The 24,235-nt window shown below is 71.2% G+C and carries 23 protein-coding genes; 14 read left to right on the top strand and 9 right to left on the bottom strand.

The window, feature by feature from the left end:
* The first annotated feature begins 11 nt into the window (after positions 1–11).
* The 7 genes from VZL07_RS15970 to VZL07_RS15940 all read left to right on the top strand — a co-directional run bounded on the left by VZL07_RS15970 (position 12) and on the right by VZL07_RS15940 (position 9,201).
* A complete protein-coding gene (locus tag VZL07_RS15970) occupies positions 12–1,547 on the top strand; it encodes an AAA family ATPase (RefSeq protein WP_426756403.1) in 1,536 nt (511 codons plus the stop codon).
* Complete coding sequence (locus VZL07_RS15965) at positions 1,544–2,371, top strand: hypothetical protein (RefSeq protein WP_426756402.1); 828 nt, start codon at positions 1,544–1,546, stop codon at positions 2,369–2,371. Before VZL07_RS15970 ends, VZL07_RS15965 begins: the two co-directional genes overlap by 4 nt.
* Complete coding sequence (locus tag VZL07_RS15960) at positions 2,368–4,029, top strand: M48 family metalloprotease (protein ID WP_426756401.1); 1,662 nt, start codon at positions 2,368–2,370, stop codon at positions 4,027–4,029. The genes VZL07_RS15965 and VZL07_RS15960 overlap by 4 nt, the downstream gene beginning before the upstream one ends.
* Complete coding sequence (locus VZL07_RS15955; RefSeq protein ID WP_426756400.1) at positions 4,026–4,598, top strand: hypothetical protein; 573 nt, start codon at positions 4,026–4,028, stop codon at positions 4,596–4,598. The genes VZL07_RS15960 and VZL07_RS15955 overlap by 4 nt, the downstream gene beginning before the upstream one ends.
* Positions 4,586–5,905 (top strand): phenylacetate--CoA ligase family protein, encoded by a 1,320-nt coding sequence (locus VZL07_RS15950; RefSeq protein WP_426756399.1) that lies wholly within the window; start codon positions 4,586–4,588, stop codon positions 5,903–5,905. Before VZL07_RS15955 ends, VZL07_RS15950 begins: the two co-directional genes overlap by 13 nt.
* Before the next feature lie 119 nt (positions 5,906–6,024).
* On the top strand, positions 6,025–8,112 hold the full coding sequence (locus tag VZL07_RS15945; RefSeq protein WP_426756398.1) for an ATP-binding protein: 2,088 nt from the start codon (positions 6,025–6,027) through the stop codon (positions 8,110–8,112).
* Between the two features lie 78 nt (positions 8,113–8,190).
* Entirely contained in the window at positions 8,191–9,201 is a 1,011-nt protein-coding gene (locus VZL07_RS15940) for an aldo/keto reductase (RefSeq protein WP_426756397.1), read from the top strand.
* A gap of 42 nt (positions 9,202–9,243) precedes the next feature.
* On the opposite strand, the gene VZL07_RS15935 is transcribed toward VZL07_RS15940, so the two are convergent.
* Positions 9,244–10,032, bottom strand: a complete 789-nt coding sequence (locus tag VZL07_RS15935) for a radical SAM protein (protein WP_426756396.1) — start codon at positions 10,030–10,032, stop codon at positions 9,244–9,246.
* Positions 10,033–10,086: 54 nt separating this feature from the next.
* Between VZL07_RS15935 and VZL07_RS15930 the strand changes: the two genes are divergently transcribed.
* The 3 genes from VZL07_RS15930 to VZL07_RS15920 are packed head-to-tail and all read left to right on the top strand — an operon-like array spanning position 10,087 to position 13,426.
* Positions 10,087–11,394 carry an asparagine synthase-related protein gene (locus VZL07_RS15930; protein ID WP_426756395.1) on the top strand — a complete coding sequence of 436 codons (1,308 nt, stop codon included), beginning with the start codon at positions 10,087–10,089 and terminating at the stop codon, positions 11,392–11,394.
* Positions 11,379–12,572 carry a glycosyltransferase gene (locus VZL07_RS15925; RefSeq protein WP_426756394.1) on the top strand — a complete coding sequence of 398 codons (1,194 nt, stop codon included), beginning with the start codon at positions 11,379–11,381 and terminating at the stop codon, positions 12,570–12,572. The genes VZL07_RS15930 and VZL07_RS15925 overlap by 16 nt, the downstream gene beginning before the upstream one ends.
* Before the next feature lie 8 nt (positions 12,573–12,580).
* Positions 12,581–13,426, top strand: coding sequence for an ROK family protein (locus VZL07_RS15920; RefSeq protein ID WP_426756393.1), 846 nt, complete (start codon positions 12,581–12,583; stop codon positions 13,424–13,426).
* Between the two features lie 19 nt (positions 13,427–13,445).
* Here VZL07_RS15920 and VZL07_RS15915 read toward each other — a convergent pair whose 3' ends face one another.
* On the bottom strand, positions 13,446–13,982 hold the full coding sequence (locus VZL07_RS15915; protein WP_426756392.1) for a pyridoxamine 5'-phosphate oxidase family protein: 537 nt from the start codon (positions 13,980–13,982) through the stop codon (positions 13,446–13,448).
* A gap of 236 nt (positions 13,983–14,218) precedes the next feature.
* Between VZL07_RS15915 and VZL07_RS15910 the strand changes: the two genes are divergently transcribed.
* Entirely contained in the window at positions 14,219–15,112 is an 894-nt protein-coding gene (locus VZL07_RS15910) for a S1C family serine protease (RefSeq protein WP_426756391.1), read from the top strand.
* A 12-nt stretch (positions 15,113–15,124) separates the two neighbouring features.
* Positions 15,125–16,042, top strand: coding sequence for a S1C family serine protease (locus VZL07_RS15905; RefSeq protein ID WP_426756390.1), 918 nt, complete (start codon positions 15,125–15,127; stop codon positions 16,040–16,042).
* 1 nt (position 16,043) lies between these two features.
* On the opposite strand, the gene VZL07_RS15900 is transcribed toward VZL07_RS15905, so the two are convergent.
* On the bottom strand, positions 16,044–16,346 hold the full coding sequence (locus VZL07_RS15900) for a hypothetical protein (protein WP_426756389.1): 303 nt from the start codon (positions 16,344–16,346) through the stop codon (positions 16,044–16,046).
* Between the two features lie 81 nt (positions 16,347–16,427).
* Here VZL07_RS15900 and VZL07_RS15895 point away from each other — a divergent pair, with 81 nt between their 5' ends.
* On the top strand, positions 16,428–16,607 hold the full coding sequence (locus tag VZL07_RS15895) for a hypothetical protein (RefSeq protein WP_426756388.1): 180 nt from the start codon (positions 16,428–16,430) through the stop codon (positions 16,605–16,607).
* A 10-nt stretch (positions 16,608–16,617) separates the two neighbouring features.
* Here VZL07_RS15895 and VZL07_RS15890 read toward each other — a convergent pair whose 3' ends face one another.
* Positions 16,618–16,908, bottom strand: coding sequence for a UBP-type zinc finger domain-containing protein (locus VZL07_RS15890; RefSeq protein ID WP_426756387.1), 291 nt, complete (start codon positions 16,906–16,908; stop codon positions 16,618–16,620).
* Positions 16,909–17,067: 159 nt separating this feature from the next.
* On the opposite strand from VZL07_RS15890, the gene VZL07_RS15885 reads away from it, so the two are divergent.
* Positions 17,068–18,483, top strand: coding sequence for an MFS transporter (locus VZL07_RS15885; protein ID WP_426756386.1), 1,416 nt, complete (start codon positions 17,068–17,070; stop codon positions 18,481–18,483).
* 30 nt (positions 18,484–18,513) lie between these two features.
* Here VZL07_RS15885 and VZL07_RS15880 read toward each other — a convergent pair whose 3' ends face one another.
* From VZL07_RS15880 to VZL07_RS15860, 5 genes are all read right to left on the bottom strand, one after another.
* The gene (locus VZL07_RS15880) at positions 18,514–18,750 is read right to left on the bottom strand and encodes a hypothetical protein (protein WP_426756385.1); all 237 of its coding nucleotides are present in this window, start codon (positions 18,748–18,750) and stop codon (positions 18,514–18,516) included.
* Positions 18,751–18,926: 176 nt separating this feature from the next.
* Positions 18,927–19,508, bottom strand: coding sequence for a thioredoxin family protein (locus tag VZL07_RS15875; RefSeq protein ID WP_426756384.1), 582 nt, complete (start codon positions 19,506–19,508; stop codon positions 18,927–18,929).
* Between the two features lie 42 nt (positions 19,509–19,550).
* The gene (locus tag VZL07_RS15870) at positions 19,551–21,878 is read right to left on the bottom strand and encodes a protein-disulfide reductase DsbD family protein (protein ID WP_426756383.1); all 2,328 of its coding nucleotides are present in this window, start codon (positions 21,876–21,878) and stop codon (positions 19,551–19,553) included.
* Positions 21,879–22,077: 199 nt separating this feature from the next.
* Complete coding sequence (locus tag VZL07_RS15865) at positions 22,078–23,331, bottom strand: vWA domain-containing protein (RefSeq protein WP_426756382.1); 1,254 nt, start codon at positions 23,329–23,331, stop codon at positions 22,078–22,080.
* Between the two features lie 309 nt (positions 23,332–23,640).
* The gene (locus VZL07_RS15860; RefSeq protein ID WP_426756381.1) at positions 23,641–23,802 is read right to left on the bottom strand and encodes a hypothetical protein; all 162 of its coding nucleotides are present in this window, start codon (positions 23,800–23,802) and stop codon (positions 23,641–23,643) included.
* Positions 23,803–24,235: the final 433 nt, after the last annotated feature.

Here is a 24,235-nt window from a genome sequence, read left to right as displayed (position 1 = left end):
CTCCCCCACACATGGCCAACCAGGACTGGGTGACGCGCCTGCTCACCGGGCGCGCGACGGCGGACAAGAACCTCAACGTCCACCTCTCCGAGCGCGACGGCGGCAGCCTCCACGACAAGATGCGACAGGCGTACTGGTGGATCACCAACAACGCCGTCATCTGCCCCTACTACGACCTCGAGTTCGGCGCGTCCGCGGCCCTCAAGACGCCCGCGGGTGAAGAGCTCCACCTCCCCGAGGACACCAGCTACAGCTCGTTCGTCCTCATCCCCCTGCTCACCCTCTTCACCTGCCGGCGCGCGCTGCTCGTGGGTGGCCCCGGGCGCGGCAAGACGACGTCCGCCATCCTCATGGCCCTGCTGTCCGGCATGGGCCGCGACGAGGTCCACCGCGGCATCCAGCGCGGCCATCCGCAGCTGTCCATCGCGGACCTGCTCGGCGCGCCGCTGCCCTCCGACATGCTGAAGGCGGAGGACCTGTCCGCCGTGAAGGTGAGCTGGCGCAAGTGGATTGGCCAGCGCGTGAAAATCATCGACGAGTACAACCGCATCCCCACCAAGACGCAGTCCGCGCTCCTGTCCCTCATGGCCGAGGGCTACGCGGAGATGATGGACCAGTACGTCTACGCGGGCCGCTCGTCCTGGTTCCTCACCGCCAATGACGACCAGGGCGGCGGCACCTTCCAGGTCATCGAGGCGCTGAAGGACCGCATCGACGTGGTGGTGCGCGCGGTGCCCTTCAACTCGGGCTTCATGGACCAGCTCCTCCAGCGGCTGGAGGCCGACAAGTCCCCCGAGGAGCTGCTGCCGAAGGAAATCGTCTTCACACCCGGCGAGCTGGAGCGCGCCTACGCCGCCATCCTGGAGGTGGAGGTCCCCAAGGACGTGCTGGAGCGCATCGCCTTCTTCCTGGGGCAGCTCGACTTCTGCCGCATGGCCTCGCCGCGCTTCGAGTTCAAGCACAAGGACACGCTCAAGCTGGCCGGGCAGTCGGTGTCCGCGGTGTGCAACGAGCAGTGCCCGCTGGACAAGAAGGTGCACCTCTGCACGCAGACGGAGAACGGCGTCAGCGTGCGCGCCTACCAGACCATCCTCCACTTCGCGAAGGCCATGGCCTTCTTCCGCGGCCACACCGCCGTGGAGCTGGAGGACTTCCGGCAGATTGCCCCCTGGGTGCTGCACGAGAAGCTGGTGCCCAACGCGCGCAGCGCCTTCTTCGAGGTGAAGGGCCACCGCATGCTCCTCCAGGACCGCGTGGCCTGGCTGCGGAACATGTTCGACATGGCCATGGGCCACTACGACACGCACCAGCCCATCCGCCGCAAGGTGACGGCGCTGCGGCAGGAGCTGGACAAGGGCCTGTCCGGCGTGGACCTGCCCACCACCGAGAAGCGCATGAACCAGGTGACGGTGCTGATGAAGGTGCTGCTCGCGCAGCGCGAGCTGTCCGGCCCCGTCTACGAGGACGTCATCCACCTCAAGTCCCTGTACAGCCGCTACCGGAACTATGCGACGTGGCTGAAGGAGAACCCGGGCGGCCGCCAATGAGCACCTTCATGGACGAGCTGGAGGCCAACGCCCGCGCGCGTTTCGTGCGCTGGGACTCCGCCCTGTGGCGCGAGCTCACGGGGGACGCCGCGCCGCGGCTGGGGCAGTCCCTGCTGGCGGCGGGCACCCCGGCCGCGGAGGGCGAGGAGCTGCTGCGCGCCTACCTCCAGCTGGGCGCGGAGGCCATTGGCCTGGGCTACCTGTACCCCGCCAGCGCGGGGCGGCAGAACTTCTTCACCCTCGCGTGGTCGGACCTGATTCCGCGCCTGCTGGCCGCCGTGCCCGGCCCGGAGCGCTCGCAAGTGTTCGCCCAGCTGTGGAACCTGGGGGAGAACCTGGAGTCCGCGCCCCCGTGGGTGCAGCGCATCTTCTGGCGCGTGGGCCGGGGGCTGACGTCCCTGGTGGACCTGGAGACGCAGCTGCGCAGGACGTCCGAGGCGGCGCTGGAGCCGCCCAGCCAGCCGCTGGGGGCGCGCGCCCGGGCCCACTGGGTGGACCTGTCGCAGGAGGACAGCCGCTTCCTGCCCGGCGCGCTGCATTTCCTGTCCCCCACCGTGGTGTGCGTGCATGACCGGCACCGCCAGGCCGTGGCAGGCCGCGAGGCGGCCACCCAGGGCATCTGGCTGGCGGAGACGCCTGTCCCACTGGGGGCCATGGGCTGCCGAGAGGTGCCCGAGCACACGAGCGTGGAGCGCCCGCACCTGGACGCGGCGCTGCGGGAGGACCCGCGCGCGGACGCGTGGTTCGCCACCCTGGCCAATGACTGGCGGACGGCGGCCACGCTGCACACGTCCCAGCACGTGCTGGTGTTCCTCCCCGAATGAGCCTGCCGCGCGTCACTCGCGAGGACGTAGCCACGAGCTGGCGCGACGCGCTGGCGCTGTGGGACGTGCGCGTGCAGCTCAGCCCGCCCGAGCCCCACGTGCCCTTCCGGCCCGACGTGAGCCATGCCCAGGAGCCGCTCGCGTACATCGACCTGGTGAAGCGGCAGGTCTTCGTCAACTTCGACCTGCTGGAGGCCATGGAGGCCACCAGCAGCCTCACGGCGGTGCTGGCGCATGAGATTGGCCACCACGCACGCTTCCCTCACACGCTGGGCTGGGACGCGGAGCTGCGCGTCCAGGAGCAGCGGCTGGTTCCCGGGCTGAAGCAGTCCCTCACCAACCTCTTCTACGACTTGCAGGTGAACGAGGTGGTGGGCCGCACGCACGCGGAGGCGCTGTGCGCGGTGTACCGCGGCTTCCAGCGCGTACAGGGCGGCGAGATGTCGCCGCTGTTCTTCTTCTACCTGGCCATCTACGAGGAGCTGTGGGGACTGACGCCCGGAGCGTTGGTGCTGGCATCGCAGCTCGCGCCCATGGAGCAGCGCTTCCCCGGCGTGCGCGCCGAGGCGCGTATGTTCGCGCAGACCTTCTACGCGCTGCCGAACGGGAAGCTCCAGTTCCTCTACTTCTGCGCCACCTTCATCCGCTACATCGAGAAGCCGGCGGACCTCGAGTTCCGCCTGCCCCTGGGCGGGGACGTCTCCGTGCCGGACGTGGATGACCTGGACGCGGCCATCCACGGCAGCAGCCGCTGGGACGAGGCGCTGGACGAAGCGGAGGAGAAAGGCTGGCTGGAGCCCCTGAGCACCCGTTCGCGGGAGAAGGATGCGCTGGACACCATCCACCGCATCACCGAGCACCTCCCCGGCAAGGGCGAAGGGAGGCTGCGGCGGGCGCTGGTGGCGAAGCACTACCGCCGGCTGGTGGACGCGCACATCCTGAAGCTCCCCTCCGCGCCCTCCCAGCCGGAGCCCTACCTGCGCACCACGCCCCAGGCGTGGGAGTACGGCGACGACCCGTCCAGCATCGACTGGACGTTGACGGTGCTGTCCCAGGGGCATCTGGCCGCGGTGTCACCGCTGCGCCGCGAGCTGGAAGCGGACCTGCCGCCACCTTCCGAGCTGGGCGTCCCCTCCGTGGAAATCTACCTGGACACCAGCGGCTCCATGCCCAACCCGGAGACGAGCCTCAACGCGATGACGCTGGCGGCCCAGGTGCTGTCCGCCTCCGCGCTGCGGAAGAAGGCCACGGTGCGCGGCATCGTGTACTCACACGACAACCCGCAGGTGTCGCCGTGGATGTATGACGAGGAGAAGGCGCGCGACTTCCTGCTGACGTATATCGGCGGCGGCACGCAGTTCCCCTTCGACCTCCTGGACAGGCTGTCCCGCGAGCGGCCCGACGCGATTCGCATCATCATCTCCGACGGCGACTTCCTGGCGAACCTCCGCGCGGAGGAGGACCTGGAGCCGGTGCTGGCGTCGATTCGCCGCTCGCGCCTGGTGGTGGCCTTCCTCGCCCACCCGAACGAGCAGCGCGCCCGGGAGGCCCTGGCGCCGCTGCTCCGCGAGCGCCGCTTCCGGTTGGTGTTGGTGCAGTGGCCCTCCGACTTCGCGAAGGCGGCGGGTGACCTCGCCCAGGCATTGCTGGAGAAATGAGTCCCATGGCTTTCGACATCCGCGAGATTCAAACGCAGCTCGAAGCAGCCCCCATCGTGTCGCCGTATTCGCATGACCTGGCACTGGCCATCATCTGCGACACCTTCCGGCTCGCGAAGATGCGCCCCCCGTCGCGCGCGGACTGGGGTGCCATGGAGGACCGGGCCCGCTCCCCGCTGTGGCGGGAGCAGGTGGTGATGCTCGCGCACGTGCTGGTGTCCTCGACGCTGCGGCAGGAGACGGTGCGCACGCTGCAGAAGAACGACGATGCCACCACGCTGCTCCAGCGCTTCTTCCAGGACGTGGCCCCGCTGACGGCGGAGATGATTCGCTCCAACACCTTCCGCCGCGAGGAGTTCGTGCGCAAGTGGGTGCGCGTCGTGGGCGGCCAGTGCAAGGGGGAGTCCCCCAAGGGCTCCGTCGCGAGACTCGAGCAACTGGACTACCGCAAGGCGGAAGCGGAGATGCGGCGCGCGGAGGCGGCCCGCAGGCTGGAGGCGGAAAAGCGCCAGCAAGCGCTTCGCGAGGCGGAGCAGCGCGCCGCGGATGCGCGCGGGTGGCGCGAGTGACGGAGGCCTTCTCCGCGGACCTGCGCGTCGCTCCGCGCGCGAACATCCGCAGGGATACCTCCACGCAGCGCCCCTACATTCCCTGGGCCGAGTCCATCGCCGAGGGACTGGCCCGCTTCGCCTCCCTGCCCGACGAGGACGCGGCCCGCGCGGCGCTGGACGACCGACTGTCCTTTCTGCGTGCCGCGCTGCGCGACTCGCCGTACTACGCCGCGACGCTCCGCGAGGCGGGCTTCCACCCCGGTGACCTCCAGACGCTGGAGGACCTGGGCCACTTTCCCTTTCTCGACCGCGAAACCCTGGCGGCGCACTGGGCCGACGTGCCCACGCCGATGTCGGACGCCGACGCGTGTGTCGTGGTGAAGAGCTCCGGCTCCACCGGCGCGCCGGTCAACGTGGTGAGAGACCGGCAGGACTGCTTGCACATGTGGGCCGTGCTCCGTTTCCTCGTGGCACGCGCGGGGGCGGTGCTGCCTCCGCATCCTCGTGTCGTGCTGCTGGACGCGCTCCCCGGCGGGCTGGAGTACTCGGTGCGGCTGCCCATCCTCCAGGACGGAGCGCTGCACCGCATCTCCGTGCTGCGGGAGGATGCCGTCGAGCGCCTGCGCCGCGTGCGTCCCGCCGTGCTCTTCTCCGACCCGGAGGGGCTGCGGTGGCTGGCCTCGCAGCGCGACCTGCCCACGCCCCGGCTGGTGCTGACGTCCGCGCAGCATCTGCCCACGGGCCTGCGTGCGGAGCTGGCGCGCGTGGTGCCCGCGCCCCTTCTCAACTACTACGCCACCACGGAGACGGGCCCGCTGGCCTGGGAGTGCTTGCGTGACGAGGCCCCGGGCCGCTTCCACGTCCTCGCGCCGGATGTCTGGCTGGAGCCCGGCCTGGACGAGGTGGTGGTGACACGGCTGCGTCCCAGCGTGCTGCCCCTGCTGCGCTACCGCCCGGGCGATGCGGGCACCGTGCGGCGCGACGCCTGCGCCTGCGGCTTCCAGGGGTGGACGCTGGAGCACTTCGGCGGACGCGGCGCCTGCCGCTTCGTCACGCCGTCGGGCCGGGAGGTGGACGCCTGGGCGCTGGCCTGGGTGTTCAAGCACCATGCGCTGCGGGTCTTCCGGCTGACGCAGGCAGGCGGCTCGCACTTCCAGCTGGAGCTGGCGGGCGCGCCCCTCTCCAGCGTGGGGCCGCTGTGCGAGCGCCTCACGGCCGCGCTGCGAAACCTGGGATGGACGCAAGTCCAACTGGACGTGTCCACCGTGGAGACCGCCGCGCTGGCGACGGGCGCCAAGCCTCAGCCGTTCCGCCGCTGCTGTTGAGCGGCCTTGCATGTCAGAGCGGCGAGCAAGATGTCATGCAGTGGGTCCCGGTGCTTACCTGAGAGGTGCACGGTTCATCACCGGTGGTAATCCAGCCGGCCGGGAGCCCGCCCCTGACCATGCCCCCTCGTCCGGTTCAACATCGCCGTCTCTGGGCCTCACGCACCGGACGCTACGGGGTCGCGCTCCTCTCGTTCCTCGCGGCCTGTGCCGTCCAGGCCGGCCTGGCATCGTTCATCCCGACCACGCCGTACCTGTTCTTCTTCGGAGCGGTGATGGTGTCCGGCTGGTGGGGGGGCTGGGGGCCCGCGCTCGTGACGACGGCGCTGTCCGTGCTGGTGGTGGACCTCTACTTCATCGAGCCGCTGCTCGACCTCGCGCCAGGCGCGGGAGGCGCGATCTCGCTGGGCGTCTTCGTCCTGCTGGCGCTGATGATGACGAAGCTGAACGTCATGCTGCGCAAGGCCAACGCGGAGCGGGCCCAGTTGCTGGAGCGGGAGCGCGAGGCGCGGAGCGAGGCGGAGGCCGGCCGAGCCCAGCTCCACGCACTCTTCAGGGATGCCCCCGCCTGCATCATCCTCATGAAGGGCCCCCGGCATGTCTATTCCTTCTCCAACACCATGAACAACGCGCTGGTAGGGAGGGACGACCTGGTGGGCAAGGAAGCGCGGCATGCGATGTCCTGGGCGGAGGCGCGGGGCTTCATCGCCCTGCTCGATGAGGTCTATCGCACCGGTGTCCCATTCGTGGGGAATGCCATGCCCTTCCCGCGCCTCCTGCCCAACGGACAGACGCAGGAGAGCTACCTCAACATCGTCTATCAACCCACCCGGAACGAGCGGGGTGAGGTGGACGGCATCGCCGGGTTCGGGTTCGACGTAACGGACCTGGTGCGGGCCCGGCAGCGCGCCGAGGCCCTGACGCTGGAGCTCCAGCAGGCCGAGGCGCGTGACTGGCTCCTGGCGGAGGCGGGCGCGGTGCTGTCCTCGTCGCTCGACGACGAGGACACGCTGCGGAACATGGCGAAGCTGGTGGTGCCCACCTTCGCGGACTGGTGCCTCGTCGACGTGGCGGAGCCGGGAGGAACCTTCCGGAGGCTGGAGGCGGCGCATTTCCGGCCCGAGGACGATGCGCTCGCCGAAGCCATCCTCCGCCACAGGCCCCTTCCAGGCGGCAACCCCTGGCACCCGCTCACCACCGCGCTGCGCCAGGCGGAGGCCGTGCACATCGAGCACGTGACGCGCGAGCGCGCCGCCGCGTTCGCGCACGACCCGGAGCACGCACGGGTGCTCCAGGCCGTGGGGATGGTCTCGCTCATCTCCGTGCCCTTGATGGTGCGGGGGCAGGTGCTGGGGACCCTCACCTTCGTCCAGTCCCACTCCGGCCGGCATTACTCGGCGACGGACCTGGCGTTCGCCAAGGAGCTGTCGCACCGGGCGGCGCTCTCCCTGGAGAACGCCCGCCTCTACGCCGAGGCCCGGGAGGCCATCCGCCTGCGCGACGAGTTCATGTCCATTGCCAGCCATGAGCTGAAGACGCCGCTCACGCCGCTGAGCCTGAAGCTCCAGGCCCTCACGCGCGAGCTGGCGCGGCACCCTGGCCCGATTCCGCGCAACGTGGTGGAGAGCTACGTGGAGGTCGGCGCGCGGCAGGTGAAGAAGCTGGCGGAGCTGGTGGGCGACCTGCTCGACGTGTCGCGCATCACCGCGGGGCGGCTCTCGCTGGAGCTGGAGGAGATGGAGCTGGGCCCGCTGGTCCGGGAGGTGGTCGCCCGGTATGAGCCCCAGGCCGCGCGCACGGGGTCCACCCTGTTGCTGGACGTGGAGGCGCGCTGTCTCCGGGGCCGGTGGGACCGGCTGCGCCTGGAGCAGGTCATCACCAACCTGGTGGACAACGCCGTGAAGTACGGAAGGGGCAAGCCCATCCACGTGCGATTGCAGCCCCATGACGGGGGTGCACGGCTGACGGTCCGGGACGAGGGCATCGGCATCGCCCCCGAGCACCTGCCCCGCCTCTTCGGCCGCTTCCAGCGCGCCGTATCCGAGCGCAACTACGGTGGCCTGGGCCTGGGGCTCTACATCACCCGCACGCTGGTGGAGGCCATGGGCGGGCAGGTCTACGTGGAGAGCACCCTGGGCCAGGGCTCCACATTTACCGTGGACCTGCCCAGCAACCTCGGCGCGGAGCAGGCGCTGCACGTGCCCTGACGATTCCGGGCGCGAAGGCCATGCGAGGCCCGTCATCGCAGGTTAGAGGGGGCGACACCACGAGAGAGGGCTGAGGACATGGAGACTCGGAAGCTGGGAAGGCAGGGCCCCACCGTTTCGGCGCTGGGCCTGGGCTGCATGGGGATGTCCGACTTCTACGCGGGCAGGGATGACGCGGAGTCGGAGGCCACGCTGCTGCATGCGCTCGAGCGGGGCATCACCTTCTTCGACACCGCCGACATGTACGGCTCCGGCGCCAACGAGGAATTGGTGGGCCGGGTGCTCAAGCCGCACCGCTCGAAAATCGTGCTGGCGACGAAGTTCGGCATCGTCCGCGACCCGGCGGACCCGCACAAGCGCGGCATCAACGGGCGGCCGGAGTACGTGAAGCAGGCCTGCGAGGCCAGCCTGCGTCGGCTGGGCCTGGACGTCATCGACCTGTACTACCTGCACCGGCTGGACTCGCAGACGCCCATCGAGGACACGGTGGGCGCCATGGCGGAGCTGGTGCGCGAGGGAAAGGTGCGCTTCCTCGGCCTGTCGGAGGTGGACGCGGACACGCTGCGCCGGGCCTCGGCGGTCCATCCCATCACCGCGCTGCAGAGCGAGTACTCGCTGTGGAGCCGGGAGCCGGAGGACGGCGTGCTCCAGGCGTGCCGCGAGCTGGGCGTGGGCTTCGTCCCGTACAGCCCGCTGGGCCGCGGGTTCCTCACGGGGCAGCTCAAGCGCTTCGAGGACCTGGCCCCGGATGACTACCGCCGCTTCTCGCCGCGCTTCCAGGGTGAGAACTTCACCCGCAACCTGGACCTGGTCGCCCACATCGAGCGCCTGGCGAAGGAGAAGGGGTGCACGCCCGCGCAGCTCGCGCTCGCGTGGGTGCTGGCGCAGGGGCAGGATTTGGTGCCCATCCCCGGCACCAAGCGCCGCAAGTACCTGGACGAGAACCTGGGCGCGCTGGGGGTGACGCTCACCGCGCAGGACCTGGCCGCCATCAACGCCATCGCGCCGCCGGGCGTCGCCGCGGGCGAGCGCTACCCGCCGGCCATGCAGTCCACGCTGCCGAAGTCGTCCCAGCCGGGCGCACGGTGAGGCGGGCGGAGGGGCCGGGGCGCCGGGTTGGAGACAGGCCCCTCAGCTCCGGGCCCGGGGAAGCTGGGCGTGCGGCCGCCACTCGCCGTCGCCGCCCAGGCAGTAGCGGCAGGTGGCCAGCGGCGTCTCCCGCTCGAGGTAGCCGAGGAGCTGTCCCAGCAGCTCCGGCGTGTCCAGCGGCACGCCGTCGACCTCTCCCAGCGAGGGCATGTCCGGGTACTCGCGGCCAAGCACCGTGGCGATATGCGGCGGCCGCGTGCACGCATAGAAGCGGCCCGCGTGGACCAGATGGCAGCGGACCTTCAGCCAGCACCGCGCGTGGACGCCGCGCACGGCCTCGTCCGTGGCGTGGGGTGCCTCGGGCGTGAGCTGCTGGAAGGCGTCGATGTGCTTCACCGTCAGGTGGACGCCGTGCCGCTCGCAGCGCTCGGTGATGCGGGCGATGGAGCGCTCCGGAAGCGGCGCGGAGCTGTAGACGGACAACGTCATCCGGTCCAGGCGCTCGTAGACGGCGTCGGGCGCGCTCTGGGCGAGGAAGCCGTTGGTGGTGACGGACACCTGCGAGGAGATGCCGGAGGCGCGCACGGCATCCAGCACCGCCGGCAGGTCGGGGTGCAGGAAGGGCTCGCCGCCGGTGAGCTTGAAGACGTTGGGGCGCAGCGCCCGGGCCAGCCGGCGCAGGTCCTCGCCCAGTGCCGCGGGGTCCACGGCCCAGGCCGGAAGGTGCGGTGACAGCGGGCAGCACTGCACGCAGCGCAGGTTGCAGTGCGTGGCGACGTGCGTCTCCAGGGACCAGGTGAGGATGCGTCCGTCTTGGAGCTCGTAGCGCACGGCGGGACTATAGCGAGGTTGCCCGGGGCCCCTGGCGCTTGTCACAGTATCCACGTGCCTCACGCCTCTGGCGGCCTGCTCGCCACCCTGCCCCGCTACCAATCCCCGGCACGCATGGCGGCATCCGTGTGGCAGCTCGGGCCCCCGGGACTGGAGCCGGAGGCCGTCGCCGCGTTCCTGTGTCATGTGCTGCCTCCTGACGCGAGCGTGTTCCGGGGCGTGCAGCGGGTACCCGTCGCGCCGCCACGGGTGCGACGCGGTACCGGCCAGGGGCCGGGCTTCCCGGGTGAGGACGCCCTGGCGGAGCGGCTGCTGGCCGCGCTGGCGCGCGCCGTGGGCGGGCACGCGGTGGCGGCGGTCGTGGACGTGAGTCTGAGTGGAGGCGTGGACAGCGCCGCGCTGTGCACCATGGCCGCGCGGCACTCGCCCGGACGTGTTCGCGCCTGGACCATGGATGTCCACTTCGCGGACGCCACGGAGCGCCGGAACGCCCGGCGGGTGGCGGACGCGGCCGGCGTGCAGCTGGTGGACGTGGCCATCCCGGACTCGGTGCTCCCGGAGCTCTTCGAGCCCGCCGTGTTGAGCCAGGAGACGGCCATCCTCAACGCTCGGGCCGTGGCCAGCTTCGCCTTCTACGCGGAGGCTCGCAGGCAAGGCGCCACCACCCTGCTGAGCGGCGCCGGCGCGGATGAGGTGCTCCTGGGCAACCCGGAGGCGCTCACGGGCGCGGCGGCCCGCGTGGCCGAGGACCGGCGGCTGGCGCGCGAGGTGCTCCGTGGCGACCTTGTGGAGAACTTGGGGATGGATCAGCGAGCACCCGGCCTGCCCTGGGATGCGGGGGGCACGCCGGGCGCGGAGGATCATCCGGAGGAGGTTCGTTACGCGGCCTGGGTGCTGCGGGAGCTGGTGCTGCCCCCGGAGCTGCGCAGCGCGGCCACGCACGGCGTGAGCGTGCGCACGCCGTATCTGGACGCGGACTTCGCGGACGTGGCGCTGGCGCTTCCCAGGGACGTGCTCGCACGGCAAGGGGCCGGCAAGTGGCTCTTCCGGCACGCGGTGCGCGTGCTCGTCCCGGACGCGGTCCGGCTCGCGCGGAAGACGCCCCGCTATGCGCATACCGCGCTCTCCAGTCCCGTCCGTACACGCTGGCTGGAGCTGTACCGGGAATGGCTTACCCCGGCCCGGCTGGACCCGCTGGAGCTCGTCGACCCTGGCGCGACGCGGGCGTTGCTGGAGCGTTACGCGCGACTGACGCCCGAGGCCCCCGAGGCGGGCGCGATGGACCGGCTGTTGATGCGGCTGTGCTCACTCGCCATGCTCCACGCGCACGCCTGTGTCCGCACGCCATGTCCCGAATCCTGATTGCCACCTCCCCCGAGAAGGGCCACCTCAACCCCATGGCGGGCGTCGCCCAGTGGCTGCGCCGCATGAGCCACCACGTGGGCTGGCTGTGCATCCCCGAGCCCGCGCCCCAGCTGGCGCGGCTGGGCGTGGAGGTGCTCGAGCTGCCCCACGCGCAGGCCCCCGTGCCCACGATTGAAACGGGCGGTGAGGCGCTGGCGCGGCTGGTGCTCGACGAGGTGGCGCTGGGGAAGTGGATTCGCGGGCTGCTGATTGACGCTGTTCCCGCGCTGCTGGCGCCGGTGCGCGAGGCCGTGGAGCGCTTCCGCCCGGACGTCATGGCCCTGGACGGCATGCAGTACGCCGCCGTGCTCGCCGCCCATGACCTGCGCATTCCCTGGGCCGGGGTGTCCTCCGCGCTGTCACTGCTGGAGCCCCCTATCGACTACGGCCTGCGCCGCAACGTGCGCGCGCTGGCCGGCGAGCGCCAGGCCCTGTTCGCCCGCCATGGCTTCGAGGCCCGCTTCCGCAACTGCGAGTGCCTCTCCCCGGACCTCAACGTCATCTTCGCCACCGAGGCCTTCCTGGGCCCCGACGCGGGCCTCCCTCCCGCCACGCAGCTCGTCGGGCCGTCCAGGCCCCTGGAGCCGCGGGGCGACGAGGTGGACTTCCCGTGGGAGCGGCTGGGCTCGAAGCCCGTGGTGTATGTGTCCTTCGGCAGCCAGATTTCATGGCAGCCGGAGTTGTTCCGCACCCTCACCGAGGCCGCGGCGCCTCTGGGCGTCACGGTGGTGCTGAGCGCGGGTGAGCTGGCTGATACAGATTTTGTCTACACGCTTCCCGGCGACGTGGTCGCCGTGCCATACACACCTCAGCTACAATTGTTATCGCGAGCCTCCGTGCTCGTGTCTCACGGCGGCGCCAACTCGGTCATGGAGGCGCTGACCGAAGGCGTTCCGATGCTGCTCCTCCCCGTCTGCAACGACCAGCCCATCCAGGCGCACTTCCTGACGAAGTCCGGGGCGGGGCTGGTGCGAGAGCCGCGCACGCTCACCGTGGAGGACTGCCGTTCGGCGCTCCGTGAACTGCTGGCGCCGGGGACGGCGCTGCGGCAGCAGGTGGCTCGCATCGCGGCGTCGTACCAGGCACGCGACGGCGCAAAGGAAGCCGCTGAACGCATCACCCGGCTCGTGGCGTGAGTGATTTCATGCGTGATTGGGATGTTCGACGGCAGGTGCCGCCAGGGGTGGCGCCGCTGGAAGTCTGGAACCTGCCGGTGCTGGGACACGAGCTCTGGGAACTGCTCGGCTCGCCTCGCGTCGAGGAGGACCAGCGCGCGGGCGTCTCAGGCGCAGCGCTCGCGGGACGGCTGAGGCCGGCGCTCGCGGAGGCGCTGACGGTCCTGGTGCAGCGGCACGCCGTGGACGCGGTGTGGCTCAGCGGCGGGCTGGTCTGTCTGGAGGGCTTCGGTGGAATGCTCGCGGAAGCATCCGCGACGCTGCCCTGCCCCGTGTACGTGGCGGAGGACCCGCTCTTCGCGCCGGCCCAGGCCGGGCTGCGCCTGCTGGAGCCGCTGCATGCCGCGCGTCCCGTGGCGCTCGACGTGGGACAGACGGGCATCAAGTGCATGCGCCCGTCCGCGGCGCCGAGAGTGTTCGAGCGCGACACGACCCTGCTGCCCCGGTACTTCATCGGCATGGCGCGTCCGGACGATGGGCGACAGGTGAAGGCGGCGGTGGCGTTCATCTCCAGCGCATTGCGTGCCTTCTCGGGGCCGGCGCCCGATGCGCTGTGTCTCGCGCTGCCGTGCCCACTGGATGCCTTGCTGATGCCCGGAGGCTGCACGTATGGATGGGAGGGCCATGCGCCGCTGGTGACTGACATCCTCCAAGCGGCGATGGGCAACGAGGGCCGTGGCACGGCCCTGGTGCTCAATGACGCGGAGCTGGCCGCGGAGGCAGCGCGAGGCGACGCGCGCCTGGCCCGACACTCGCGCGTGCTGTGTCTCACGCTGGGCTTCGGCCCGGGCGGCGCGCTGCTGGAGCTGCGCTGAAAGGGCGCTCGCCCTGGCTTCAGTGCAGGTCCAGCTCCTTCTTGGGCGCGACGTCGGGCCGCTGCTTCGTGACCAGGGCCTTCGCGGTGCTGAAGAGCACCTTGAGCTTCCCGCCCGCCGGGTGGACGTACTCGGCGTGCTCCGGGATGAAGCGCAGCAGGGCGATGTCTCCCTCGTCCGGCCCCTTGGGGAACCAGGGCTTCCAGCCCGGCTCCCACAAGTCATGGATGGTCCTCCGGTCGCGGACGATTTCCACCATGCCCGACACGGAGAGGTAGGTGGCGCTGTCCTCCGAGGCGTGGAAGGCGAGTGAACAGTGCGGGTCCGCCTCCAGGTCCTGCACCTTCTGCGTGTCCGCCCAGGTGGCGAACCACAGCACGGAGCCCGACTTGTGCTTCTTCGCCACCGCCATGGGTCGCGTGTGGAAATGCCCGTCCACGCCACGCGTGGTGAGGAGGGCGGTGTCGTAGTCCTTCAGCAGCGCCTCGAACTCCCGGAAGTCTCCCTGGACGACACCCTGCGGCTGTTTCGCGATGCGCTCGCCTGTCTCTTCCATGGGTCTGACCTTTCGTTCGCCGTGTTGACGTTTCCAGGAGAACGTAGGGATGCGCAGGCGTGGTGGAAGCAGTGGGCCTGGAGTCGCGGGACCGCTCCTCCGGCAGGCTGGCCGTGCAAAGCAAGCTGACCTGATGGAGAGGGGACCTCCCCGAATGGGCAGGTCCCTGCCCTAGCCGGTTCGCCGATGTGGCGCCTTTTCGCGGCCTTTACCTTGTGCCTCGAAAGGAACACGCCATGTCCACCGGCCTCCTCCAATCCCTGTCCCAATCCCTCGCATCCGTCGTCGAGCGCGCCGCTCCCAGCATCGTCCGCGTGGACACGCGTCGCAGGCGCGGCGCCACCGGCATCGTCTGGGACGCAGAGGGCCACATCGTCACCACCAGCCAGGCCGTGGAGCACGAGGGCCCGCTCCAAGTCGGGCTGCCCGACGGCCGCACCGTCTCCGCCGAGCTCGTGGGCCGTGACGCCAGCACCGACCTGGCCCTGCTCAAGGCCGGAGCCTCCAGCCTTGCGCCGCTGACACTCGCGCCGTTGGACGAGGTGAAGGTGGGTCACCTGGTCGTCGCCGTGGCCCGCCCGGGCCGCACCGCCCGCGCGACGCTGGGCATGGTCAGCACCCACGGCGAGGGCTGGCGCACCCATGCCGGAGGCCGCGTGGAGCGCTCCCTCGAAACCGACGCCGACCTCCCTCCTGGCTTCTCCGGCGGCGCGCTGGTGGACGCCGAGGGCCGCCTCATCGGACTCCTCACCGCGGCCTTCTCCCGCACCGCCGCCGTCGTCATCACCACGGACACGCTCACGCGGGTGCTGACGTCGCTCAAGGAGCACGGCAGCATCCGGCGCGGCTACCTGGGCGTGGGCGCCTATCCCGTCCGGCTGCCACCGCAGCTGGGCGAGGGAAACGAACACGGCCTCATCTGCCTGTCCGTGGACCCGAACGGTCCCGCCCACGCGGCGGGCCTGCTGCTGGGAGACGTCCTGGTGAGCCTGGGCGGACAGCCGCTTCACGGCGTGGAGGACCTGCTCGGCGCCCTGAGCGACGAGAAGGTGGGCACCACCCTCCCCGTCCGCGTGCTGCGCGCCGGAGCGGTCCGCGAAATCCCCATCACCGTTGGCAAGCGTGCGTGACCGGAGCCCCTCATGAAGCTGCTGCAACAGTTCTCGGATGACCTGGAATCGCTCGTGGCGCGGGCCTCACCCGCCGTCGTCGGCGTGGAGCACGCGCGCGGACACGGCACCGGCCTCTTCCTCACGCCCGACGGCTACGTCCTCACCAACCGCCACGTGGTGGGCCGCGGCTCGCGCAAGCTCACCGTGCAGCTCTCCAACGGCGAGGAGCTGCGCGGGACGGTGGTGGGCAGCGACGCGCCCACGGACCTCGCCGTGGTCCGCGCGGAGGGCAGTGACTTCCCCACCCTGCCGCTCGCCGAGCCCGAGTCGGTGCGCGTGGGTCAGCTCGTCATGGCCATTGGCAACCCGTTCCGCCTGGAGCAGTCCGTGTCGCTGGGCGTGGTGAGCGCCATCAACCGCAGCATCCACCTGCCCAATGGCGTCATGCTGGAGGGCATGCTCCAGACGGATGCCGCCATCAACCCGGGCAACTCGGGTGGGCCGCTGCTCAACACGCGCGGGCAGGTGGTGGGCCTCAACACGCTGGTGCTGCCCTATGCGCAGGGCATCGGCTTCGCGGTGAGCGCCAGCACGGCGGCGTGGATTGCCAGCCTGCTCATCCACCGTGGCAAGGTGGAGCGACGCTTCCTCGGCATCGCGGCGACAGCGGTGAGCCTGGACGCGCGGCTCACCCGGGAGCATGGCCAGTCGCGCGCGGTGAAGGTGCTGCGTGTGCAGGAGGGAACGCCCGCGCACGAGGCCGGCCTCCAGGTGGATGACCTGCTGCTGGCCATCAATCAGCGGCCCGTCCACAGCGTGGACGACCTCCAGCGGCTCATGGCGCTGGCCACGGACGACGAGGTGACGCTGGACCTCTTGCGCAGGGGCGCCGGCCGCAAGACGGCCCGGGCACGGACGCTTCAGCGCGTGGAGGCCGTGGCCGCCTGACTCAGGCCGCGCTCCCGCGAGGCGTCCGTCCCTCCGCGTCGGGCATCTTCCCCTGGAGGAGCAGGTTGTCATCCCGACACAGGCTCTTGTAGGACCACACCCAGAACGAGTCTCCAGGACGCGACTCCTGGAGGTACTCGTCCAGCACGTCGGCATCGTCGCAGATGAACCGGTGCGGCGCGCGCGTGTCCCGGTAGAAGCGGTGCTCGATGATGAGCGGGCTTTCGTTCGTCAGCATCTCGCGCAGCCGGCTCAACGTCTCCGGGTCGGTGATGCGCGAGCCCTCGAGAGTCCACGCGTCCATGGTGCGGTGTCGCGCCTTTCTTCCCACCCGCAAGAGTGGGCGGCGGGATGATAGCGGAGGACTCTGCTAGGACGGGTGCTCGTGAACAAGCCTCCGCATGACATCGCCCCCCGGCCCTTCCGGGAGAAGGCCATCCAGGTTGTCCGGTACCTCGCGCTGGCATTCCTCATCGCGCTCATCGGCGGGGCCCCCATCTTCTGCACCTCCGACAAGCCGTTTCACCGGGGTCCCAACGACACCTGGTACCGCGGGCGCCGTTAGGCGGGTGACGCTACACCCGTGCCTCCGGGGGCGCAGGGCGGTGCTCGGCGAAGAGCTCGTCCTCGTAGCACCACGCCCACTCCTCGCCCGGCTCGAAGGACTGCACCACGGGATGCGCCGTCTGCTGGAAGTGCTTGGTCGCGTGCCGGTTCGGGGATGAATCACAGCACCCGACATGGCCACACTGCAGACAGCGGCGCAGATGCACCCAGCTTGCCCCCATGGCCAGGCACTCCTCGCAGCCGCGTGCGCGAGGCGCCGGGTCCCCCGCCTGCTCGATGTGCTCGCAAATCGGTTCCATGTGACACCTCCCCGGGCAAGCCGCGCCCCCTGACACGGTAGGCACTGGCTGCCCTGGTCATCAGCGGTCACTCGCCCGGAGAGCGAGCCGCTATCGGCTCACCCCCTGCCTGTCGAGCCGGATGGCGCGGCCGCCACCCCGGCCCCACGGTAGAGCCACATGGCCGCGACCGCCCCCGCAACCCTCGTCACCTATGACAGCCCTCGCGGAAAGGGCGTCCTGCTCGCCAGCGTGCTCGGCAGCGGCATGGCCTTCCTCGACTCCACCGCCGTCAACGTCGCCCTGCCGGCCATGGGCCGGGAACTGCATACGGGTCTGGCCGGGCTCCAGTGGGCCGTGGATGCGTACCTCCTCACGCTCGGTTCCCTGGTCCTCACGGGCGGCGCGCTGGGGGATGCGAAGGGACAGCGCCGCGTCTTCCTGCTGGGGATGGTCGCCTTCACCGTCACCTCGGTGCTGTGCGGGCTGGCGCCGAATGCCTGGACGCTGGCCGCCTTCCGCGCGGCGCAGGGCATCGGTGCCGCGCTGCTGGTGCCCGCGAGCCTCGCTTTGCTGCGCACCTCGTTCCCACCCCAGGACCGGCAGCGCGCCGTGTCCGCCTGGGCCGGGCTGTCCGGCGTCACCACGGCGGTGGGCCCACTGCTCGGCGGGTGGCTCGTGGACGCAGGCTCGTGGCGCTTCGTCTTCTTCCTCAACGTGCCGCTGGCCGCGCTCACCGCCTGGGCCGCGCTGCGCCACGTGCCGGACATCGCGCCGACGCGGGGCGCGCATGGACTGGACATCGCGGGCTCGGTGACGGCGGCGCTCGGACTGGGCGGCGTCATCTACGCGCTCATCGAAGGCCCTGGTCATGGCTGGCCCGTGACGGCCCTTCTCGCGGCATGCGCGGGCGCCGCCTTGCTGGGCGTCTTCATCCTCCTGGAGGCACGGCAGCGCGCGCCCATGCTGCCGCTCACCCTCTTCCACTCGCGCACGTTCTCCGGCGCGAACCTCACGACGCTCGTCGTGTACTTCGCGCTCGGCGGCGCCACCTTCCTCGTGGTGCTCGCCCTGCAGCAACAGCTTGGGTATTCGGCGCTGGCAGCAGGGGCGGCGCTGCTCCCCATCACCCTGATGTTGCTCCTGCTGTCACCTCCGGTGGGCAGGCTCGCCGGGCACATCGGCGCACGGCCCCTGATGACGGCGGGGCCCATGCTCGCGGGCGTGGGGCTGGCGCTCCTGACGCGCCTCCAGCACGGAGGCGACTACGTCACCACCGTGCTGCCTGGCATCCTCGTGCTGGGCCTGGGCCTGGCGCTCAGCGTGGGCCCGCTGACGGCGGTGGTGCTGGGCGCCGTGGAGGACCGCTACGCGGGCGTCGCCTCCGGCGTGAACAATGCCGTGGCCCGAATCGCGGGCCTGCTGGCGGTGGCGCTGCTGCCCCTGCTGGGAGGGCTGGCGGGCGACACCGGCACGGACTTCCTTGCCGGGACGCGCCGCGCGCTCTGGGTATCCGCCGGACTGTGCGCCGTGGGGGCGCTGTGCTCGCTGCTCACGATTCCACGGGAGGCCGGGCGCACACCCGCCGCGCCCTGAGCCTCCGGAGAGCGCGCTCCGCCGGGAGACTCAGCGGCGGCCGTGCTCGTCGCTCAACGGCGGGGACTCGCGCGCGGGCTCGGTGCCCTTCTGCGCGCCATAGCCACCGATTCCCTTCTGGAGGATGCGGTCCTCGCCCACGTCCTCGTCCGTCACGTCGCCCCGCACCGGACCCGCCTGGTGGCGCGCCTCTCGCTCCAGCTCTTCCGGGCGCGTCGTGTCCATCCGCTCATCACCCCTCACGGGGCTGCCCTTGTTGTCGGCCATGGTCGTTTCCCCTTTCGGACTGAAAGGTCCGAACCCTCTCCGCACCGGGCAAGGTGCCTGCCATGGCGCCGCGTGCAGCCGTCCGTTCGGGCCTGGAGCGGCCTGCCTGGCCCAACAAGAAGGCCCTCGTCCACCGCGGGGCGAGGGCCTGGGGAATCAACGAAGGCGCGCGCGAACTAGCTCTTGTACTTCACCGTGCAGCCGTACGGCGTCGTGGTCGCCGCGGGCACCTGCTGGCCGCCAATCACCGCGTCCACCGCCGTCTTCACGTGGTTGGTCGCCTTGGCGTTCTTTCCGCGCGGGTCATCGTCGATGGCGCCCGCGTAGCGGACGACGCCCTTCTCGTCGATGACATACATGTGCGGCGTCGTCTTCGCGCCGTAGGCCTTGCCCACCGTGCCGCTGGCGTCCTGCAGCACCGGGTAGGGGAAGCCCTCCTCCTTCTTCCAGGCGGCGGACTTCTCCGGCGTGTTGTGCGCGGTGGAGTCCACCGCCAGCCACACGACCTTCTTCGCGTCGAAGCCCTTCAGCGTGTTGACCATCGTGTCGGCCTTGTAATGCCGCTGCACGAAGGGGCACTCGGGGTTGGTCCACTCGAGAATGACCACGCGGCCCTTGTACTGCGCCAGCGAGTGCTCCTTGCCGGACTCGTCCTTCAGCGTGAACGAGGGCGCGGGCTTGCCCACCTCGGCGTCGGCGAAGGCGGGGGCCCCGACGAACAGCGCACCGAGGGCGAGCGTGGTGACGACCTGCTTCATGGTGTTCCTCCTGGGTTCGACACAGCGGAAGACTGCGGTGCTTCAGTGGCCTGGGAAACCCGCGGCGCAGAGGACGTTGGGGCCGCCCAGCTTCGAGGGCGCGCACTCCGCCGCGCGCTTCACGGCGTCCGCGACGAGCCCCGGCGTCAGCAGCTCCGGCAACACCTCCGGCTTGTCCGGCGCGCCCGGGCTCAGCACCAGGTACATGGGCACACCCGCCCGGCCGTGCTCGGCCAGCTTGGCGGTGATGCGCGCGTCCCGGCGCGTCCAGTCCGCGATGAAGAAGGCCACGCGGTGCTGGGTGAAGGCGCTGCGCACCTCGTCGGTGGACAGCACGGTGCGCTCGTTGAACTTGCAGGTGAGGCACCAGTCCGCCGTGAAGTCGATGAACACCGGCTGCCCGGCGGCCAGCGCCGCCTGCACCGCGGCGTCGTCCCAGGGCTGCGCCTGGGCCACCGTGGACCCGAGCCGGGGCGCGGCCGCGGGGCCCTGCTCATCGAAGCGCAGCGTCAGCACGGCCGAGGCCACGAGCATGCCGGCCGCCACCGCCATGGTGGCCAGCTTGCGAACCCCGTCCTGCGCCTGCCCCTGGCCGTACAGCCAGGTGACGAGCCCCACCGCGACGAGGAACGCCAGCAGCCGCGCCATGCCGTCCACGCCGGCCAGCCCGCCCATCACCCACACCAGCCAGACGGTGGTGGCCAGCAGCGCGAAGCCCAGCACCTGCTTGAAGCGCTCCATCCACGCGCCCGGCTTCGGCAGCCGCTTCGCCAATCCAGGCACCAGCACCAGCACGCAGAAGGGCAGCGCGAGCCCCAGGCCCAGCATCGTGAAGACGGCCAGCACCGTGAGGGGGCCGGCCGCGAAGGCGAAGCCCACCGCCGTGCCCAGCAGCGGCGCAGAGCAGGGCGTGGCCAGCACCACCGCCAGCACGCCCTCACCGGCGCTGTGCAGCAGGCCCTGGCTCTGGTCCACCTTGCCCGCCAGCGCCGTGCCGTCCAGGCCCACGTTGAAGACGCCGAAGAGGTTGAGCGCGAAGGCCACCAGCACCGCGCACACGCCAGCGACGAAGAGCGGCTCCTGGAACTGGAAGCCCCAGCCCACGCTCGCCCCGCCGGCGCGCACCGCGAGCACGCCGCCCGCCAGCAGGAGCATGGTGCCGACGATGCCCGCCGCGTAGGCCGCCGCGTGCGCGCCGACGCGCCCCTTCTCCTGCTGCACCATGCGCGTGAAGCCGTAGGCCTTCAGCGCCAGCACGGGGAACACGCACGGCATCAGGTTGAGCAGCGCGCCGCCGAGGAAGGCGAACACCAGCGCCAGCCCCAGGCCCACGGACGACTCCGCGGCGGCAGGCGGCGCTACGGCCGCGGCCGCCACCGGCTTCACCGCGGCGATGCTGTCCTTCACCGACGGCGGCTTCACCGCGGCCGGCGCACCGGCCACCGCGCCACCGGCCGCCACCATGGGGGCCAGCGGCGCCTTCACCTCCAGGAACTGGTAGCCCGTGGCCGCCGTGCCCAGGCGCAGCACGCCCGTCAGCCCCGGCGCGGACGCCTGCACGTCCGGCTCCGCCTTGCCCTGCAGCTTGAAGCGGCCAGGGCCGTCCGCCGTGAGGCCCACGCGCGCGACGCCGGGGATGCGCTCGGCGACGAAGAAGTCACCCTCCACCGCGGGCACCGCCGCGCCGCCCGGGCCCGTCACCGTCAGGGTGCCGGTGAACTCCTGGCCCGCGGTGAGCTGGGGCGCATCCAGCGCCAGCGACACGGTGTGGCCGCTGTCCGCGACGGGCCGGGGCACCTTGGCCACCTCGGCGTCGAAGATCGCCGCCGTCTCGGCGTCGCGCAGCGTCTGGGGGCCCAGCGGAAGGGAGCGCGTCAGCATCAGCTCCGCGGGGATGCAGTGCACCTCGCACACCAGCGCTTCCACGGCGGCCGACAGGTTCAGCACGCCGGTGGCAGCGCCTTCCGTGGCCTTCACGTCCGCGACGAGGATGGCCTCGTTGTCATAGCCGTAGGTGGTGATGAAGCCGTCGGGCGTGCGGAAGGTGTCCGGGAAGGGCCACCGCAACGTGCCCACGGTGGCGCCGGGCGTGTCCCACGCGACTTCCGTCTCCAGACCCGAGTCGCCCGGGTTCTTCCAGTAGATGTGCCAGCCCGGGTCCAGCCGGAAGCGCACGCCCACGCGGAAGGTGTCGCCCGGTTTGACCTGGGTCGCGTCGACCAGCAGCGCGCCTTCGACCCGAGGGTTCCCCTCGTCCGGTGCGCTTGACGCCACGGCGGAAGCGGGCAGGTCCGCCCACGCGACCGCCGCCATCAGCAGCAGTCCGATTCCACCAACCCTACCGAGCCTCTTGGACTGCCGATGCGTCATGCGACTCCCGTTAACCCAGAGGAGGCCGACCCGCCAGCGACAGACGCGTGGCCCCGAGCACAGTGAACCATCCGGGCAGGCGAGCATTCCCCGTCGGCGCCATCCCTGGCCCTTGCCGGAGCGAGCGGACGACGGCGGAAGGGTTACAGCGTCACAGACACGACGTCATGAACCCACACGGAGGAGCAGCCGGGCGGCGTCAGTCCTCGGTCTTCCAGGGCACCAGCGCGGGCGCGGGAGCGGCGGGGCCCACCCGGCTCATGGTGATGCGGGAGACCTCCGAGTGCGCGCGGCGCATCACCAGCGCGGGGAGCTGATTCGCGCGGCGCTCCATCACCCGGCGAAGGTCCGCCAGCCGCTCCACGTGGCGCTGCGCGGGCACCTCCGGTGAACTGAGCCGCGCGAGCTTGTAGAGAGCCACGTCGGCGGCCTCCAGCGCGCGCTCGGCGGCGTCCTGGTGGCGGCGGCCCAGGGCCTTCCATGCGGCGGACTCGGCGGCGACCAGGTCCAGCTCGGCGGCCACCGCGCGCACGAAGCGGCCCGGGTCGCTGTCGGGCAGCACACGCGTCACCGGCACGGTGATGCGCCGGGTGTCGCCACGCTCGGAGAAGGACAGCGACACGCCCACGTTCCACTCGGCCTGGTCCAGCAGGCCCGCGAAGAGGACGCGGCGCGGGAAGCCCTGGGAGATGGCGCCCAGCGTCGCGCTCATGGCGTCGCCCTCGACGCGCGACGGGTAGCGGTGCCGGCACCGGAGGTCTGCGAAGCCCGTGGGCAGCACGTGCACGCGCGCGTCCGCGACGACCTCGCCGAAGAGCTCGGCGCCCAGCTGGCCCACGGCCATGGGCAGCCCTTCGGGGTCATCCACGTGCACGAAGCCGGTACCCGAGGGGTGGGTGAGCGCCTCCAGGACGTCGGGCAGGTAGTGCCGGCCCAGGCCCAGCGCGTGGAGCATGACGCCGGACTCGGCGACGCGGGCGCCCAGCGACTTGAACTCGGTGAGCTGCGACGGCCCCACGGAGGGCTCGCCGTCGGTGAGCATCAGGACCTGGGGCCGGGCGCCGGGAACGAGCACGCGGCGCACGGACTCGGCGGCGCGATCGACGGCCTCGTGCAGGGCGGTGCCCTCGCCGGACTCCAGGCGCGCGAGCACCTTGAGGAGCTGCGCCCGGGCGTTGGCGTCCATGGCCCGCATGGGGAGGACCTGCTCGGGCTCGGCGTCGAAGGTGAGCAGGCCCAGGTAGTCGCGCGAGCTGGCGCGCTCGGCCAGGGCCTGGGCGGCCTGCACCGCGGAGAGCAGCGGGACGCCGCGCATGGACGCGCTGCGGTCCAGCGCCAGGTTGATGGCCACGGGCGCGCGGGGGGCGTCGGCGTCGGCCTCCAGGGTGACGAGGAGGAGCACTTCACGGCCGTGCTCGGCGTCACGCTCCACTGCCCAGGCCGTCTGCTTCATACGTACTCCCCCGTGGTCGCACGAGGCATTGTGCCGCGAATCAATCTCTGAGGACGGACGGCCCTCGATGCCGGAAGTCTCATGGGCCACAACGCACGGGAGCGGGGGACGCCCACGGGCAGGCTGCGGGGTTTGAGAATGTCGGGAGTCGTGCTTTGGGGCAAGGGGGGCAGGCAGGCCACACATCCGGGAGCCACACCCTGGGCCCAGGGCCCGGGGGCTCACCGCAGGGGGAGCCACCGCTCAGGCAGCCACCGTCCCGGCTACCGCAGATGCCCCCGCGCATCCACCGGCCGCGGGGGCCGCGCACTACTCGGCCGCACTCCAGCCGCCCCACGACTCCTCGGCGTAGCCCCAGCGGCGGCCGGGCGCATCCTCGTCGGGACTCGAAGCCTCCGAATCACCGTCCGGTCGCGGATCCACATAAGGCAACCCTTCATCGTCCATGTACGTGGTGTCGTCGTGCACCATGTCCGGCTCCCCTGGAGGCCCCCTGGCGAAGGTGGGCATCCCGCTTCGGTCGACCCGGGCCCGCCCCATGCGAGGCCCGCTCGATTAGACGTTGACCGATTTACCGACCATGTTGGGGATGTCGCCTTGCGTTGTAAAGCCCTTGGGGTCTCAAAGTTCCAGGCGCCGTGTCCCCCATCCGCCTACCTGCCTGCTCGCCAAGGATGAAGACGCATATTTACAGCAGGTTACGGAACGTCGGGCGTCGGACAGTGCCCGCGGCAATCGCACAAGGTAATCCTCCCCGGTCCGGAAGGGAACCCCACGGCGGTTGACAAAGTGGTATTTTCAAGGCGCTACCGGCGGCGGGCGCGCCCTGGTAAATCCGTGCCCTGGCCGCTCACTCCCCGGCGGACCTGGGCCGGGTTCTCCAATGACGGACACGTGGGGCAGC

Source organism: Pseudomyxococcus flavus (assembly GCF_050038885.1).
Classification (GTDB): Bacteria; Myxococcota; Myxococcia; order Myxococcales; family Myxococcaceae; genus Myxococcus; species Myxococcus flavus.
Note: the sequence above shows the minus strand (reverse complement) of the source record. Positions and strands in the feature narration are given on the sequence as shown.

Coding starts and splice junctions, on each gene's coding strand:
- VZL07_RS15970 (WP_426756403.1), top strand. CDS start 12: ATGGCCAACCAGGACTGGGTGACGCGCCTGCTCACCGGGCGCGCGACG.
- VZL07_RS15965 (WP_426756402.1), top strand. CDS start 1,544: ATGAGCACCTTCATGGACGAGCTGGAGGCCAACGCCCGCGCGCGTTTC.
- VZL07_RS15960 (WP_426756401.1), top strand. CDS start 2,368: ATGAGCCTGCCGCGCGTCACTCGCGAGGACGTAGCCACGAGCTGGCGC.
- VZL07_RS15955 (WP_426756400.1), top strand. CDS start 4,026: ATGAGTCCCATGGCTTTCGACATCCGCGAGATTCAAACGCAGCTCGAA.
- VZL07_RS15945 (WP_426756398.1), top strand. CDS start 6,025: ATGCCCCCTCGTCCGGTTCAACATCGCCGTCTCTGGGCCTCACGCACC.
- VZL07_RS15940 (WP_426756397.1), top strand. CDS start 8,191: ATGGAGACTCGGAAGCTGGGAAGGCAGGGCCCCACCGTTTCGGCGCTG.
- VZL07_RS15925 (WP_426756394.1), top strand. CDS start 11,379: ATGTCCCGAATCCTGATTGCCACCTCCCCCGAGAAGGGCCACCTCAAC.
- VZL07_RS15920 (WP_426756393.1), top strand. CDS start 12,581: ATGCGTGATTGGGATGTTCGACGGCAGGTGCCGCCAGGGGTGGCGCCG.
- VZL07_RS15915 (WP_426756392.1), bottom strand. CDS start 13,982: ATGGAAGAGACAGGCGAGCGCATCGCGAAACAGCCGCAGGGTGTCGTC.
- VZL07_RS15910 (WP_426756391.1), top strand. CDS start 14,219: ATGTCCACCGGCCTCCTCCAATCCCTGTCCCAATCCCTCGCATCCGTC.
- VZL07_RS15905 (WP_426756390.1), top strand. CDS start 15,125: ATGAAGCTGCTGCAACAGTTCTCGGATGACCTGGAATCGCTCGTGGCG.
- VZL07_RS15900 (WP_426756389.1), bottom strand. CDS start 16,346: ATGGACGCGTGGACTCTCGAGGGCTCGCGCATCACCGACCCGGAGACG.
- VZL07_RS15890 (WP_426756387.1), bottom strand. CDS start 16,908: ATGGAACCGATTTGCGAGCACATCGAGCAGGCGGGGGACCCGGCGCCT.
- VZL07_RS15885 (WP_426756386.1), top strand. CDS start 17,068: ATGGCCGCGACCGCCCCCGCAACCCTCGTCACCTATGACAGCCCTCGC.
- VZL07_RS15880 (WP_426756385.1), bottom strand. CDS start 18,750: ATGGCCGACAACAAGGGCAGCCCCGTGAGGGGTGATGAGCGGATGGAC.
- VZL07_RS15875 (WP_426756384.1), bottom strand. CDS start 19,508: ATGAAGCAGGTCGTCACCACGCTCGCCCTCGGTGCGCTGTTCGTCGGG.
- VZL07_RS15870 (WP_426756383.1), bottom strand. CDS start 21,878: ATGACGCATCGGCAGTCCAAGAGGCTCGGTAGGGTTGGTGGAATCGGA.
- VZL07_RS15865 (WP_426756382.1), bottom strand. CDS start 23,331: ATGAAGCAGACGGCCTGGGCAGTGGAGCGTGACGCCGAGCACGGCCGT.
- VZL07_RS15860 (WP_426756381.1), bottom strand. CDS start 23,802: ATGGTGCACGACGACACCACGTACATGGACGATGAAGGGTTGCCTTAT.